The 14501-nt window shown below is 72.2% G+C and carries 13 protein-coding genes; 8 read left to right on the top strand and 5 right to left on the bottom strand.

All coding sequences use genetic code 11. From position 1 onward, the window contains the following. Positions 1–119: 119 nt before the first annotated feature. Positions 120–1598 (top strand): DUF6350 family protein, encoded by a 1479-nt coding sequence (locus tag AB0L37_RS31605; RefSeq protein WP_365513241.1) that lies wholly within the window; start codon positions 120–122, stop codon positions 1596–1598. Between the two features lie 6 nt (positions 1599–1604). Here the strand turns inward: AB0L37_RS31605 and AB0L37_RS31600 are convergent, their stop codons facing one another. Further along, positions 1605–2393, bottom strand: a complete 789-nt coding sequence (locus AB0L37_RS31600; RefSeq protein WP_365513105.1) for a hypothetical protein — start codon at positions 2391–2393, stop codon at positions 1605–1607. A gap of 260 nt (positions 2394–2653) precedes the next feature. Between AB0L37_RS31600 and purN the strand changes: the two genes are divergently transcribed. Next, entirely contained in the window at positions 2654–3283 is a 630-nt protein-coding gene (gene purN / locus AB0L37_RS31595; protein ID WP_365513102.1) for a phosphoribosylglycinamide formyltransferase, read from the top strand. After that, the gene (gene purH / locus AB0L37_RS31590) at positions 3280–4845 is read left to right on the top strand and encodes a bifunctional phosphoribosylaminoimidazolecarboxamide formyltransferase/IMP cyclohydrolase (RefSeq protein WP_365513099.1); all 1566 of its coding nucleotides are present in this window, start codon (positions 3280–3282) and stop codon (positions 4843–4845) included. The genes purN and purH overlap by 4 nt, the downstream gene beginning before the upstream one ends. Positions 4846–4902: 57 nt before the next feature. Here purH and AB0L37_RS31585 read toward each other — a convergent pair whose 3' ends face one another. The 4 genes from AB0L37_RS31585 to AB0L37_RS31570 all read right to left on the bottom strand — a co-directional run bounded on the left by AB0L37_RS31585 (position 4903) and on the right by AB0L37_RS31570 (position 8587). Next, the gene (locus tag AB0L37_RS31585; RefSeq protein ID WP_365513097.1) at positions 4903–5475 is read right to left on the bottom strand and encodes a peptidoglycan-binding domain-containing protein; all 573 of its coding nucleotides are present in this window, start codon (positions 5473–5475) and stop codon (positions 4903–4905) included. 87 nt (positions 5476–5562) lie between these two features. Beyond that, entirely contained in the window at positions 5563–6975 is a 1413-nt protein-coding gene (locus tag AB0L37_RS31580; protein WP_365513094.1) for a serine/threonine-protein kinase, read from the bottom strand. Next, positions 6972–7727 (bottom strand): FHA domain-containing protein, encoded by a 756-nt coding sequence (locus AB0L37_RS31575; RefSeq protein WP_365513091.1) that lies wholly within the window; start codon positions 7725–7727, stop codon positions 6972–6974. The genes AB0L37_RS31580 and AB0L37_RS31575 overlap by 4 nt, the downstream gene beginning before the upstream one ends. Before the next feature lie 209 nt (positions 7728–7936). Next, positions 7937–8587 (bottom strand): RDD family protein, encoded by a 651-nt coding sequence (locus AB0L37_RS31570; protein WP_365513088.1) that lies wholly within the window; start codon positions 8585–8587, stop codon positions 7937–7939. A 141-nt stretch (positions 8588–8728) separates the two neighbouring features. Here AB0L37_RS31570 and AB0L37_RS31565 point away from each other — a divergent pair, with 141 nt between their 5' ends. From AB0L37_RS31565 to AB0L37_RS31545, 5 genes are all read left to right on the top strand, one after another. Further along, complete coding sequence (locus AB0L37_RS31565) at positions 8729–9592, top strand: bifunctional methylenetetrahydrofolate dehydrogenase/methenyltetrahydrofolate cyclohydrolase (protein ID WP_365513085.1); 864 nt, start codon at positions 8729–8731, stop codon at positions 9590–9592. Next, positions 9582–9998: a DUF3017 domain-containing protein gene (locus AB0L37_RS31560; protein ID WP_365513083.1), complete on the top strand. Its 417-nt coding sequence runs from the start codon at positions 9582–9584 to the stop codon at positions 9996–9998. Before AB0L37_RS31565 ends, AB0L37_RS31560 begins: the two co-directional genes overlap by 11 nt. A 345-nt stretch (positions 9999–10343) precedes the next feature. After that, the gene (locus AB0L37_RS31555) at positions 10344–11366 is read left to right on the top strand and encodes a DUF2690 domain-containing protein (protein ID WP_365513080.1); all 1023 of its coding nucleotides are present in this window, start codon (positions 10344–10346) and stop codon (positions 11364–11366) included. Positions 11367–11632: 266 nt separating this feature from the next. Beyond that, complete coding sequence (locus AB0L37_RS31550; RefSeq protein WP_365513078.1) at positions 11633–12625, top strand: malate dehydrogenase; 993 nt, start codon at positions 11633–11635, stop codon at positions 12623–12625. 336 nt (positions 12626–12961) lie between these two features. Then, positions 12962–14464: an aldehyde dehydrogenase family protein gene (locus AB0L37_RS31545; RefSeq protein WP_365513075.1), complete on the top strand. Its 1503-nt coding sequence runs from the start codon at positions 12962–12964 to the stop codon at positions 14462–14464. Positions 14465–14501 lie beyond the last annotated feature (37 nt).

The following is a 14501-nucleotide window of genomic DNA, read 5'->3' as shown; positions in this document are numbered from 1 at the left end:
GAACTCCACACACCCTTTCGCGCGAAAAAGTACATAAACGTATCTTGAGCGACACATCCGTACTTCGCCTGTTACAGGGCGAAAGCGCGTGTCGTTGGGAGCATGGGCCCGTGACCCAAATGACCGGCCGTGGACTGTCGTTGCCCCTGCTTCTGACCCGGGTGCGGGAACGCTCGCCCGGACCCGCCGCCGGAGTGTTCGGGGGCGCGGTGGCCGCGGGCCTCGGGCTCGGCGCGTTCACGGTGCTCGTGATGGTCCTGTGGATCAGTTCGCCGTATCCGGACAGCGGGCCGGGCGGCGCCCTGCACACCGCCGCCGCGCTGTGGCTGCTCGCGCACGGCGCCGACGTGGTCAGGACGGACACGCTCTCGGGGGTGCCCGCGCCGCTCGGGGTGACCCCGCTGCTCCTGCTCGCGGTGCCGGTGTGGCTGGTGCACCGGGCCGCACGGGACGCCGCGGAGCCGGACCCCGACGACCCCGGGAGCGCCGACGCCCCCGAGGTGCCCGCGGTCGCCGCGTGGGGCGGGGTCGTCCTCGGCTACCTGCTGGTCGGCGCCGCGGCCGCGTGCTACGCCTCCGGTGGTGAACTGCGCCCCGCGTGGCTGAGCTGCGTGGCGCATCTCGTCCTGGTGACCTTCGCCGCGGCCGCTGCCGGGGTGTGGACCGCGCACGACCGCCCGCGCGGACCGCTGCCCGCGCCCCTGCGCCGTGCGGTGGACCGGCTGCCGCAGGAGCTCGTACGGGAGGTGCTTCCGGCCGCCGCGCGGGCCGCTGCCGCCGGGGTCCTCGTCCTGGTCGCCGGGGGCGCGCTGGTGGTGGCGGCCGGGCTCGCGGCGCACGGGGGTGCGGTGCGGGAGTCGTTCCTGGAGCTGACGGCGGCGTGGTCGGGGCGGTTCGCGGTGCTGCTGCTCTGCCTGGCCCTGGTGCCGAACGCCGTGATCTGGGGCGCCGCCTACGCGCTCGGCCCCGGCGTCGTGATCGGGGCCGGGCACACCGTCGGACCGCTCGGCGCCGCGGGCGGCCCGCTGCTGCCCGCGTTCCCGCTGCTCGCGGCGTTGCCCGCGGCCGGCCCCGGGACACCGCTGACCTGGGCGGCCGGGGCGGTGCCGGTGGCGGCGGCGGTGACCGTGGCCTGGTTCACGGCGGGCGAGGCGCGGCTGCGGGACTGGTCGCGGGGGCGCCTCGCCCAGGCGGCGGGGGCCGCGGCCGTGCTGTGCGGGGCGGCGATGACCGGGCTCGCGGTCGCGGCGGGCGGTGCGCTCGGCGTCGCGGCGCTCGCCGAGTTCGGGCCCGTCGGGTGGCTGACCGGGCTTGTCACGGCCGGGTGGATCGCCGGGATCGGGGTGCCGGTGGCGCTCGGGGCGCGGTGGTGGCGCGGCCGGGAGTCGGCGGTGCGGCCGCGGGTGACGGCGTGGGCCGCGTCGGTGGTGGCGGCGCGGCGCCAGGCCCCGCCCGAGCCCGAACCCGGCCGGGAGCCGGCCGGGTTCGAGCCCTACGACTTCTTCGACGAGACGTCGCGGGACGCGCGCTGGGCGCTCCTGAAGGAGGCGTCCGCGATGGAGCAGCGGTCACGGGCCCCGGAGGGACCCGGGACCTGACAGGCCCTAGTCGCTGCCGAGCAGGGGCCGCAGCTGCTTGGGGAGGAGGTCCTCGCAGGACTTCTGCGCCGCGTTCGTCAGGGCGTCCGCCCGGCACTCGTAGTAGTCGCTGTAGACGAGCTTCGCCGTGAACAGGGACGCCACCATCGCGAGCGCGAGACCGCCGGTGACCAGGCCGCTGATCGCCGCGGTCGTCTGCGGGCGCGACTGGTCCTGGGGGACGGGCGCGGCGGGTGCGCCGGGCTCGCCGGGGGTCTTCTTGCGGGGATCGGCGCGCAGCGAGCTGATGCCCCAGTACAGGGCGAGCGCGCCGAGCAGCAGGGCCACGGACGGCACCCCGAAGAGGATGAAGAAGAACCCCCACATGCCGGCCAGGAGGGCATAGCGCGCGCGGCGCTGGGCCGGGTCCGTCGGGTCCCAGCGCATGCCGCCGCCGGGGCCCTGGCCCTCGGGGCCGCCCTGTCCGCCGTTGTTGTTGTTCCCCGGGCGGTCGCCGAAGAGGCCGCCGCCCTGGGCGCGGCCCGGCTGCCGGTCGCTCCACTGGTTGCCCCAGGGCGAGGAGTCGGAGGGTTCGTCCGAACCCTCCGGGCGGCGCGGCTGCCACGGGCGGTCCGGGGCGTCGTCGGCGGGCGGCGCGAACGGATTGTCGTCGGCGGGCGCCTTGCCGGGGGCTTTGTCGGAGACCTTGTCGGAGCCCGAGTCGGAGCCCTTGGGCGGCGACGGCGGCGTGGGTCGGCCTTCGCGCGGCAGGACGGCGCCGGCGGGCAGCGTGTGGCGAAGGCTTCGGTCCTGCATCAGGTGTGCGTCTTCCCCTAGGTCGGCGGTCACGTACGTCTCGCGGTGCGGCTTGCTTCGTTCTTCTGTGCAACGCCCGATGGCCGCGCAGCGTTCCGTGACGATGACGCTACCTGGCGGCTGTGCCCCCGTCCCGTGGGGCCCGTCGAGTGTGCCGGTATCGTTGCTGCCGGTCGGCCGCTTCGTAGGGTTCCCCGTATCGGGGGGCGCGAAGCCTTCGTACGACCGTACAAAGAAGCTCCGCGAGAAAGGGCCCCGCCGTGGCCAAGGCCAAGCGCCTCGTCGTGCTGGTCTCCGGATCAGGTACGAATCTGCAGGCACTCCTTGACGCCATCGCGGCCCGGGGAGTGGACGCGTACGGCGCCGAGGTCGTCGCCGTCGGCGCGGACCGGGACGGCATCGCCGGCCTGGAGCGCGCCGAGAGCGCCGGGATCCCGACCTTCGTGTGCCGGGTGAAGGACCATGCCACGCGCGAGGACTGGGACCGCGCGCTCGCCGAGGCGACCGCCGCGTACGAGCCGGACCTGGTGGTGTCGGCGGGCTTCATGAAGATCGTGGGCAAGGAGTTCCTCGCCCGATTCGGCGGCCGGATCGTGAACACGCACCCGGCCCTGCTGCCCAGTTTTCCCGGTGCGCACGGGGTGCGGGACGCGCTCGCGTACGGCGTCAAGGTCACCGGATGCACCGTCCACTTCGTCGACGACGGCGTCGACACCGGCCCGATCATCGCCCAGGGCGTGGTCGAGATCGTGGAACCGGACACAGCGGACGGCGAGAGCGCTCTGCACGAGCGCATCAAGGAAGTCGAGCGCACGCTGCTCGTCGATGTCGTGGGGCGTCTGGCCCGTAACGGCTTCAGCATTGAGGGACGAAAGGTAGTTATCCCGTGAGCACCGCCGAGAGCACCAAGCGGCCCATTCGCCGGGCGCTGGTCAGCGTCTACGACAAGACCGGTCTGGAGGACCTCGCACGCGGGCTCCACGAGGCGGGCGTCGAGCTCGTGTCGACCGGGTCGACGGCCGGGAAGATCGCCTCCGCCGGGGTGCCGGTCACGAAGGTCGAGGAGCTCACCGGGTTCCCGGAGTGCCTGGACGGGCGCGTGAAGACGCTGCACCCGAAGGTGCACGCGGGCATCCTCGCCGACCTCCGTCTGGAGGATCACCAGAAGCAGCTCGCCGACCTGGGCGTGAAGCCGTTCGACCTGGTGATCGTGAACCTGTACCCGTTCAAGGAGACCGTCGCCTCCGGCGCGACCCCGGACGAGTGCGTCGAGCAGATCGACATCGGCGGTCCCTCGATGGTCCGCGCCGCCGCCAAGAACCACCCCTCGGTGGCCGTGGTCGTGAACCCGGCCGCGTACGGGGACGTGCTCAAGGCCGTCGCGGACGGCGGGTTCGACCTGACCGCCCGCAAGCGCCTGGCCGCTGAAGCGTTCCAGCACACCGCCTCGTACGACGTCGCGGTCGCCTCCTGGTTCGCCGCGGACTACGCCGCCGCCGACGACAGCGGCCACCCCGACTTCCTGGGTGCGACGTACGAGCGCAAGAACGTCCTGCGCTACGGCGAGAACCCGCACCAGGGCGCCGCTCTCTACGTCGACGGCACGGGCGGCCTGGCCGAGGCCGAGCAGCTGCACGGCAAGGAGATGTCGTACAACAACTACACGGACACGGACGCCGCGCGCCGTGCCGCGTACGACCACGACGACCCCTGTGTCGCGATCATCAAGCACGCCAACCCGTGCGGTATCGCGGTCGCGTCCAACGTCGCCGAGGCCCACCGCAAGGCGCACGCCTGCGACCCGGTCTCCGCGTACGGCGGCGTCATCGCCGTGAACCGCCCGGTGACGAAGGAGATGGCGGAGCAGGTCGCCGACATCTTCACCGAGGTCATCGTCGCGCCCGACTACGAGGACGGCGCCCTCGAAGCCCTCACCAAGAAGAAGAACATCCGCGTGCTGCGCGCCCCGAACGCGCCGTCCGCGCAGGTCGAGACCAAGCAGATCGACGGCGGCGCGCTCCTCCAGGTCACCGACCGCCTCCAGGCCGACGGCGACAACCCGGCGTCCTGGACCCTCGCGACCGGCGATGCGCTGTCGCAGGGCGAGCTCGACGAGCTGGCGTTCGCCTGGCGGGCCTGCCGCGCCGTGAAGTCCAACGCGATCCTGCTCGCCAAGGACGGTGCCTCCGTCGGCGTCGGCATGGGCCAGGTCAACCGCGTCGACTCCTGCAAGCTCGCCGTCGAGCGGGCCGGCGAGGAGCGGGCACGGGGTTCGTACGCCGCCTCGGACGCGTTCTTCCCGTTCCCGGACGGGCCGCAGATCCTGATCGACGCCGGTGTCAGGGCGATCGTCCAGCCCGGCGGTTCGATCCGTGACGAGCAGGTCGTCGAGGCCGCCAAGAAGGCGGGCGTGACGATGTACTTCACGGGGACGCGGCACTTCTTCCACTGAGCCGCGGTGTCGTACGCAGCAGGGCCCACCGGCCGTGACCGGTGGGCCCTGCTGCCGTCAGTCGCAGGAGTTGTAGTCGTAGCCCGCGGTCCTCACGGCCCCGGCCGGGACGGTGAAGGAGTACCGGCCGTTGACGGGGCGCTGGAGCTCGAACGCGTGGACCAGGCCGTGGTAGCGGACGATGAGCGTGCCGTTCGGCTTCTTCCCGACGACCTCCAGCTTGCCGCCCGGGTCCCGCCGGTACTTGCCGTCGGCCTTCCCGAAGGTCTTGCCCCCGACGGCCCCGTCCACCGTCACCCCGTGCCGCTTCTGCCAGTTCCGCGTGGCGAACCAGGTGTTCTTGCCGAAGTGGCCGTCGATGTCGGACACATCGAACCGGGTGCCGTTCTGCTCGATCGCGCCGTCGGCGTACAGGATCACCTGCCACAGGCAGCCGGCGTTGGAGCTGCTGTGCGACGACGACGAAAGCGTCCCCTCGTCACCGAAGTCGTCGTAGACGGACGAGCCGCCGCTGACGTACCCGTCGGACGCCGAGGCCGACGCGGGGGTGGCGCCGAGTGCGAGTGCCCCCGTGACGAGCGCGGCGCAGACACCCCCGGTCAGGCGGCTTCGTGTCGTACGGACGTTCATGGGTGTTCCTCCCCGTTGACCGCGTTGCGTACGGCATCACTGTGCGGGGGACCCGCGGCGGGCGGTACCTGAAATGTTCCAGGGTGCTCAGTCCGTCGGCCCGTCGCCGCAGTGCTCGATCCAGCGGTGGGACAGCGGGGCGTACGTGCCGGCCAGGTTGCCCTGGACCCGTTGGGGCGTGCAGCCGGTGCGGCCGCGGGAGTTCGGGCGGGTGACGTCCTCGCCGACCGGGGTGAAGTCGCGGCCACGGTAGTAGGCGACGCCGCCCTGGCCTGTGGTCTCGTCGCCGTTGTTGAAGATCGAGCGGACGGGGTCGTCGCGGGTCCAGGGGCAGGTCTCCGCGCCGGCGAGCCAGTCCGGGTCGTCGCCCTTCCACCGGCACATGTCGCCCATGCCGTTCTGCTCGCTGAAGAAGCACACGTGGCCGGTCGGGCAGCGGCCGTAGCCGTAGGTGAGGCCGTCGCCGCCGTTGTCGCGCGCGATCACGTACGTCACCGCGAGGGCGGTCGCCATCAGGGCGGCCAGCGCCGCGCCGAGGATCGCCGGCCGGCGCCGGCGGCGGCGCAGCCGGGGCAGGCGCGGGGAGGGAGCCGTGCCCGCGGCGGCCTCGACGCGGCGCAGCAGGGTCGCGGAGCCGAGGGCGGCCCGTTCCTCGTGGCGCGGCGCGAGGCAGTCCGTGACGATCTCCCGCCAGACGGGCGGGAGTTCGGGGTGCAGGCGCAGCTGCTCGGCGCCGCGGGCGTAGCGCGTCGCCGCGTCGACCCGGGCCGTCGTCGTGGCGCCCGGCAGCGGATATGTGCCGGTGAGGACCAGGTGGGCCAGCACGCCGAAGGCCCAGATGTCGGCGGTGGGGCGGATCCGCGCGCCGCGTTCGTCCATCTCCGGCCACAGGAGTTCGGGCGGGGTGAAGTCGGGGGTGGCGAAGGCGGGGGAGTAGGCGTGGGTGCCTTCGAGTTCCGCCGCGAGGTTGAAGTCGGCGAGACGGACGGAACCGTCCTTCATGAGCAGGACGTTGGCGGGTTTGAGGTCGCCGTGGATCCAGTCGGCGTGGTGCAACTGCCGTATCCCGGCTGCGACTTGGGCGAGCACGGCCGGTCCGGACGCGGGCCGGGGTCTTCGCTCAAGGAACGTTTCCAGGGACTGCTCGGCCCGTTCCAGTACGAGGACGGTGGCGCCGTCGAGTTCGGGGTGCTCCGGGTCGTCGACGGTCAGGGTCTCGTACATGCGGATCAGCCGCGGTGCCTGTACCCGGCGGAGCAACTCCACCTCCCGCTCGGCCAGTTCGCGCAGATGGTGCAGCTGGCGCGGGGTGCGGGTGCCCGTGGGCAGGAACTTGAGGGCGACGGTGCGCGGCACGCCGGGGGCGGGGTCGTCGGCGCCGGTGCGGCGGGCCGCGTACACCGTCGCGAACGCGCCCGACGCGAGGAGTTCGCGCACCTCCCAGGGGCCGACGCGATACCCCTTCGGTACGGCGACGGCGTACTGCTCGTGGCCGCTCACCGGGCGACCTCGCTCGCGGCGGCGGGGGCGAGCACGATCAGGTCGTCCTCGCGCACGAGGTCGAAGCGGAGCGCCAGCGAGACCAGCGACTCCTTCTTGCCGCTCAGGCGCCGGCCGGGCTCCGCGTCCTCGGGGCCGGGGCGCAGCCGCAGCTTGAGGGTGAGGTAGTCGATGTTCCAGTAGACCGAGGAGCGGCTGACCGTCGGCCAGGCCGGGCGCAGGCGTTCCACCAGCTCTTCCACGGTGGGCAGCGGCGCCTGGGGCGCGCCGCGCAGCCGCGGTTCGCACAGGGCGGCGAGCACCGCGTAGTACCGCTTGGTGCGGTCGAGGGTGAACGCGGGGGCGGTGGCGTGGCCCGGCAGCGCGTGCCGGTCGGCGGCACGGAAGGCGTGCCGCGGCGCCCACACGTCGAAGGTCAGCAGATCGCCCGCAGCGGGCAGCACGACCCGGGCGAACTCGAACGGCACGGGCGCGTCGAGCCGCCCCGGCGCGACCTTGAGGTGCTCGCCCGCGCCCTCCGGGTTCTCCACCACGTACGTCTGGTCCGCGCTGAAATTGCTGAGCAGCCAGAACTGGCGGTGCGCGGTGATCTCCCCGGCCGCCCGCGACACGCCCTCGTGGGCGATGACCATGCAGGGCTCCGCGCCGCGCTCCGGCACGGACCGGCCGAACGCGAGCCGCTCGCCCGATCCGATCCTGAGCTGGTCCTCGGGACGTTCACACTTCGGTGGCACGACGATGACGCTGAACATGGAGTTGTCCCCTCCCCCGGCCAATGGGCAGCAGGGTAGGGGAGGTTGTTGTGCATCTTCGCGGCTTTCGCGCGCCTCGGCGGGTCTGTGGAGCAGCCGTGGTCGAAGCGCTTCGAAAGCTTCACGGGATCGGGCGCCCCGGACACGAATAACGGCCGCAACTCCCGTTTCGAGGCGTGGGAGTTGCGGCCGTCGGCGTTTTCGGGACGTCAGCCCTTGACGTGCACGACCACCGTGCTCGCGACCTTGTCGTGCCAGCCCTGCTTGCGTCCCGACTTGTCCCACAACGGCGAGAGGTAGACGACGAGCTGGCCGATGCCGCAGGCGAACGCGCCCACCGTCGGGATCACCCAGCGCAGGAAGGCGCCGCCGACGCCCGGCTTCTCGCCCGTCTCGGCCTTCAGGACGCGGATGCCGACGGCCAGCTTGCCCAGGGTCGCGCCGACGAAGGCGATCAGCAGGATCTCGTAGGCGAGGACCAGGACCATGAAGGCGGCGGCGAGCGGCAGCATCGACGACTGGAAGTCGGAGAAGGCGTCGTTCACGCACGAGTCGTACGTGGACGACCCCGAGTCGCAGGCCCGCACGTCGTCGATCAGGGACATGATCTTCGGCGCGAGGAACACCGCGTAGACGACGGAGAACAGCACGCCGTCGATCAGGCGCGCGCCGAGCCTGCGGCCCATCCCGGCCAGCGGGGGGACGCCCGGCATCGGGGCGGCCGGCTGCGGCTGGCCCGCGTACTGCTGCTGCGGGTGGCCGTAACCCTGCTGCGGCACGCCCTGCGGGGCCTGCTGCCCGTACGGGTTGTCCTGTGGCGGCTGCTGGCCGTAGGGGTTGTTCGGGTCGCCGAAACTCATGGCGGGGTTCCTCCGGGGACGGTGAGGGGAGCGGTGTCGATCATGTTTCTGGGCCCGGCACCTCCCTGTCCAGCGGCTGTCCCCGCCTGTTGTGCAAGTGCAACTTGGGTGAACCAGGGCCGCCCTGAAAGAATGGGTGGCATGACCGCCCAGATTCTCGATGGCAAGGCCACCGCAGCCGCGATCAAGTCCGATCTGACCGCCCGCGTGGCGGCGCTGAAGGAGAAGGGCGTCACGCCCGGCCTCGGCACGATTCTCGTGGGGGAGGACCCCGGAAGCCAGAAGTACGTGGCGGGAAAGCACCGTGACTGCGCCCAGGTGGGCATCGCGTCCATCCAGCGCGAGCTGCCCGCCTCCGCCACGCAGGAGGAGATCGAGGCGGTCGTCCGCGAGCTGAACGAGGACCCGGCCTGCACCGGCTACATCGTCCAGCTGCCGCTGCCCAAGGGCATCGACGAGAACCGCATCCTCGAACTGATGGACCCCGACAAGGACGCCGACGGCCTGCACCCGATGAACCTGGGCCGCCTCGTCCTGAACGAGCCGGGTCCGCTGCCCTGCACCCCGTTCGGCATCATCACGCTGCTGCGCAAGCACGGCGTGGAGATCAACGGCGCGGAGGTCGTGGTCGTCGGCCGCGGTGTCACCATCGGCCGCCCGATGCCGCTGCTGCTCACCCGCAAGTCCGAGAACGCGACCGTCACCCAGTGCCACACCGGTACCCGTGACCTGGCCGCGCACCTCAAGCGCGCCGACATCGTCGTGGCCGCCGCGGGCGTCCCGCACCTGATCAAGCCCGAGGACATCAAGCCGGGCGCGGCCGTGCTCGACGTCGGCGTCTCGCGCGACGAGAACGGCAAGATCGTCGGCGATGTCCACCCGGGCGTCACCGAGGTCGCGGGCTGGATCTCCCCGAACCCGGGCGGTGTGGGCCCGATGACCCGCGCCCAGCTCCTGGTCAACGTCGTGGAGGCCGCCGAGCGGAACGCGAACGGTGTTCGCTGACGCGTCGGGGGGCAAGAAGCGGGGCACGCGGCGCTTTCCGCTGTGGACGCGGGACACCGCGCGTCCCGAGGGCGGCGGCCGCGCCGCCCCGGGTGACGCGCCGGCGCCCGCCCGCCAGTGGCCGCTGATCGCCGTCCTCACGCTCACCGGCGTGGGCCTGCTGATCACCGCGCTCGACCACTTCCGCATCGGCTGTCTGCTGATCGGCGCGGCGCTGCTCGGCGGTGCCGTCCTGCGCTGGGTGCTGCCGGGCGTCGGCATGCTCGCCGTCCGCTCCCGGTTCACCGACATGATCACGTACGGGATCCTCGGCCTCGCCATCGTGCTCCTGACGATGATGGCGCAGCCGCACCCGTGGCTGACGATCCCGTTCCTTCAGGACACCCTGCACTTCACCGTGCGATGAGCGGGGCGGGAGCGGCGTGAGTGACGGGCGGGGCGCCGGCACCGGAGTCCCGCCGTCCTCGTGTGGTGATGTCCGGCCGACTTCGGGGATTTTCTCGTACGAGGCTGGACAAGGCACATAGCCTGGGCAATCGGGACGCTCCCGGACGTCCCGGGCCCGGATCGTGCAAGGGGGCGCGATTCGGTGCCGTCTGCTTGTCGAACGCTGTCGAATGCCCCCGTGCGCCCTCACCCGGGGAACTGACATCCTGGCTACTCGCATCCCATTGGGTAGCCAGTGGGGGCGAGTGCGCTGGCGCGGCGCAGGGGGAATTCAGGCACGTATGGGGGGAATAGGGGGAACGCAATGCCTCGTTGGAGGGCGCTACCGGACGAACTCGACCCGCAGGTCAAGGAGTTCGCCAGCCAGTTGCGCCGGCTGGTGGACCGCAGCGGGCTCGGGATCGCCGCACTGGCGGACCGCACCGGGTACAGCAAGACCTCGTGGGAGCGATATCTGAACGGACGGCTGCTGGCACCCAAGGGCGCGATCGTCGCGCTCGCCGAGGTGACCGGCACCAGTCCCGTTCACCTGACCACGATGTGGGAGCTCGCGGAGCGTGCGTGGAGCCGTTCCGAGATGCGCCACGACATGACCATGGAGGCCATCCGGATCTCCCAGGCGCGAGCGGCGCTCGGGGAGTTCGGCGGTCCTGCCCCGTCCGGCAAGGGCGGCGGCAAGAACGGCAGCGCGACGGCGGCCCGCCCCACCGGGATCGCCGGACCCGCCGGGGTCTCGCCGACCGTTCCGCCGCAGGCACAGGCGCCGAGCGTGGACCGGTTCGGGCCGCCGTCGGCGCCGTCGGCGCCCTCGACCCGGTCCGCGCCGTCCGGCGGCAGGCGACGGCTGACGATGTTCCTGGCGGGCGTGCTCGGCGCCGCGATCGTCGTGCTCATCGCGTACGTCCTGACCAGCGGCGGCGACGGCGACAAGGGCGACGACGCGAAGCCCACGCCCTCGCCGACCACCAGCGCGCCGCAGCTGCCCGCGGGGGTGCAGTGCGTGGGTGCCGACTGCACCGGCAAGGACCCGGAGGCCATGGGCTGCGGCGGCGACCTCGCCGACAGCTCCGCCAAGGCCACGGTCGGCGCGGGCACGGTCACCGTCGAGGTCCGCTACAGCAAGACGTGCAAGGCGGCCTGGGGCCGGATCCAGGGCGCGACGCCCGGCGACAGCGTCACTCTCGGCGTCGGCGCCAAGACGTCGAAGAAGGGCCTGGTCGGCGCCGCGGACACGGACGCGTACACCCCGATGATGGCCGTGGGCTCCGCCGCGGAGGCCAAGGCCTGCGCGACGCTCGGCGGGGGGCAGAAGGGCTGCACGAAGTAGCCCGTACGTGTGCATGGGGGCCGCGCTTCGGGGAAGGCGCAGCAGTACCCCCACGGGAGTGGTCACGGAAGTGACATCCCACGGCGGCCGCCGAGCCCACTCTCCCGGGCCGGCGGCCGTCGCCGTCCGCGCTCTGTGCCGGGTGGGCTGTGGGGCGGGCCACACGAACCCGGGGGTGCGGCCCGGGCGGGGCGCGATAGCCTGACGAGCGGATCTCTTGATGTAGAGAGATCGATCAAAAGACCTGCTGTCATACGGAGAACGCCATGACCCGCACTCCCGTGAACGTCACCGTCACCGGCGCCGCCGGCCAGATCGGCTACGCACTGCTCTTCCGCATCGCCTCCGGCCAGCTGCTCGGCGCGGACGTGCCGGTCAAGCTGCGCCTCCTGGAGATCACCCCGGCCCTCAAGGCCGCCGAGGGCACGGCCATGGAGCTGGACGACTGCGCCTTCCCGCTCCTCCAGGGCATCGACATCACCGACGACCCGAACGTCGCCTTCGACGGCACCAACGTCGGCCTGCTCGTCGGCGCCCGCCCCCGCACCAAGGGCATGGAGCGCGGTGACCTCCTCGAGGCCAACGGCGGCATCTTCAAGCCGCAGGGCAAGGCCATCAACGACAACGCCGCGGACGACGTCAAGATCCTGGTCGTCGGCAACCCGGCGAACACGAACGCGCTCATCGCGCAGGCCGCCGCGCCGGACGTACCGGCCGAGCGCTTCACCGCGATGACCCGCCTCGACCACAACCGTGCGCTGACGCAGCTCGCGAAGAAGACGGGCTCGACCGTCGCGGACATCAAGCGGCTGACGATCTGGGGCAACCACTCCGCCACCCAGTACCCGGACATCTTCCAGGCGACCGTCGCGGGCAAGCCGGCCTTCGACGCGATCGGCGGCGACGAGAAGTGGCTGGCCGAGGACTTCATCCCGACCGTCGCCAAGCGCGGCGCGGCGATCATCGAGGCGCGCGGTGCGTCGTCGGCGGCGTCGGCCGCCAACGCCGCGATCGACCACGTGTACACCTGGGTCAACGGCACGGCCGAGGGCGACTGGACGTCGATGGGTATCCCGTCGGACGGCTCGTACGGTGTTCCCGAGGGTCTGATCTCGTCGTTCCCCGTGACGACGAAGGACGGCAAGTACGAGATCGTGCAGGGGCTGGAGATCAGCGAGTTCTCGCGTGCGCGGATCGATGCGTCTGTCGCGGAGCTGGCGGAGGAGCGCGAGGCGGTTCGCGGCCTCGGGCTCATCTGAGTCTCGGTTGCCGTAGGGCTTTTCACCGCCCGTGGTGGGTCGTATTCGACTCGCCGCGGGCGGTTTTGTGTGGGTGGGTGAGTGCGGGGTTCGTCGTGGCTGGTCGCGCAGTTCCCCGCGCCCCTGAAACGCAGACGCTTCGCGTCGCATTTCCCCGATGAAGGCTGCGCGCAGCGCATGCCTTCTAGGGGCGCGGGGAACTGCGCGACCAGCCCCCACCGGACCCGCAGACAAACCGCAGCCGTGACCCCGCCCACTTTCGCGGAGCGATCACGCATGCTTTCCGGCCCCCGGGGCAGGGGCTTCCGACATCCGGAACGGAAGGCAATACAGGACGTGTCAGCACAGAAGACCATCCACGTAGGCGGCGAGTGGCGCGGGGCCGCTTCAGGGGCCACCCGCGACATCATCGATCCCGCGGATGCCAAGCCGTTCGCCGTGATCGCCGAGGGCGGCGCCGAGGACGCGGACGCCGCGATCGCCGCGGCCCGCCGCGCCTTCGACGAGGGCCCGTGGCCGGCGACCCCGGTCGCCGAGCGGGCCGCGCTGCTGCGCCGCGTCGCCGACCTGCTCGTACGGGACCGGGAGAAGATCGGTCTCCTGGAGAGCCGTGACGCGGGCAAGACCGTCGAGGAGGGCCGCGTCGACGTGGACTGCGTCGCCGACGCCTTCCGCTACTTCGCCGACCTCGTGATCGGTGAGGGTGCGGGCCGGGTCGTCGACGCCGGGTCCGACGAGATCCACAGCGTCGTCGTGCACGAGCCGGTCGGTGTCTGCTCGATGATCACGCCCTGGAACTACCCGCTGCTCCAGGCGAGCTGGAAGATCGCCCCGGCGCTCGCCGCGGGCAACACCTTCGTCATCAAGCCCAGCGAGATCACCCCGCTGACCACGGTGGTGCTCGTGGAGCTGCTCGTCGAGGCCGGGCTTCCGGCCGGGGTCGCCAACATCGTGACCGGGCCGGGGGCCACCGTCGGTGCGCGTCTCGCCGACCACCCCGGCGTCGACCTGGTCTCCTTCACCGGCGGCCTCGTCAGCGGCACCAAGGTCGCGCAGGCCGCCGCCGCCGACGTCAAGAAGGTCGCCCTGGAACTGGGCGGCAAGAACCCGAATGTCGTCTTCGCCGACGCCTGCGAGACGGAGGAGGGCTTCGACACCGCCGTCGACCAGGCGCTGAACGCCGCGTTCATCCACAGCGGGCAGGTCTGCTCCGCCGGGTCCCGGCTCATCGTCGAGGAGTCGGTGCGTGAGCGCTTCGTCGCCGAACTCGCCCGCCGCGCCGAGAAGATCCGGCTCGGACGGGGGACGGAGGAGGGCGTCGAGTGCGGCCCGCTCGTCAGCGAGCCGCAGCGTGCGAAGACCGAGGCGTACGTCGCCTCCGCCCTCGCCGAAGGGGCCGTGCTGCGGTGCGGCGGCAAGCGGCCCGAGCCCAGCGACGTACGCCCCGCCACCGGCTACTTCTACGAGCCGACCGTCCTCGACCAGTGCCACCGCGAGATGCGGGTCGTGCGCGAGGAGACCTTCGGGCCGATCCTGACGGTGGAGACGTTCCGTACGGAGGACGAGGCCGTCGCCCTCGCCAACGACACCGAGTACGGGCTCGCCGGCGCCGTGTGGACCGCCGACGCGGGCCGCGCCCGCCGCGTCGCCGGACGACTGCGCCACGGCACCGTCTGGATCAACGACTTCCACCCCTACCTGCCGCAGGCCGAGTGGGGCGGGTTCGGAAAGAGCGGTGTGGGACGGGAGCTGGGGCCCGCCGGACTCGCCGAGTACCGCGAGAGCAAGCACATCTACCAGAACCTCGCGCCGAAGCCGGTGCGCTGGTTCGCCGGCTGAGCCCCGCCGCCCCCTGATTCCCGTACGACCTCATTAC

This window comes from Streptomyces sp. NPDC052225 (assembly GCF_040679615.1).
Taxonomy (GTDB): domain Bacteria; phylum Actinomycetota; class Actinomycetes; order Streptomycetales; family Streptomycetaceae; genus Streptomyces.
Note: the sequence above shows the minus strand (reverse complement) of the source record. Positions and strands in the feature narration are given on the sequence as shown.

Bases quoted from the DNA above. Each gene is read 5' to 3' on its own strand.
- AB0L37_RS31605 (WP_365513241.1), top strand. From the start codon at position 120: ATGACCGGCCGTGGACTGTCGTTGCCCCTGCTTCTGACCCGGGTGCGG.
- AB0L37_RS31600 (WP_365513105.1), bottom strand. From the start codon at position 2,393: ATGCAGGACCGAAGCCTTCGCCACACGCTGCCCGCCGGCGCCGTCCTG.
- AB0L37_RS31585 (WP_365513097.1), bottom strand. From the start codon at position 5,475: ATGAACGTCCGTACGACACGAAGCCGCCTGACCGGGGGTGTCTGCGCC.
- AB0L37_RS31575 (WP_365513091.1), bottom strand. From the start codon at position 7,727: ATGTTCAGCGTCATCGTCGTGCCACCGAAGTGTGAACGTCCCGAGGAC.
- AB0L37_RS31570 (WP_365513088.1), bottom strand. From the start codon at position 8,587: ATGAGTTTCGGCGACCCGAACAACCCCTACGGCCAGCAGCCGCCACAG.
- AB0L37_RS31565 (WP_365513085.1), top strand. From the start codon at position 8,729: ATGACCGCCCAGATTCTCGATGGCAAGGCCACCGCAGCCGCGATCAAG.
- AB0L37_RS31555 (WP_365513080.1), top strand. From the start codon at position 10,344: ATGCCTCGTTGGAGGGCGCTACCGGACGAACTCGACCCGCAGGTCAAG.
- AB0L37_RS31550 (WP_365513078.1), top strand. From the start codon at position 11,633: ATGACCCGCACTCCCGTGAACGTCACCGTCACCGGCGCCGCCGGCCAG.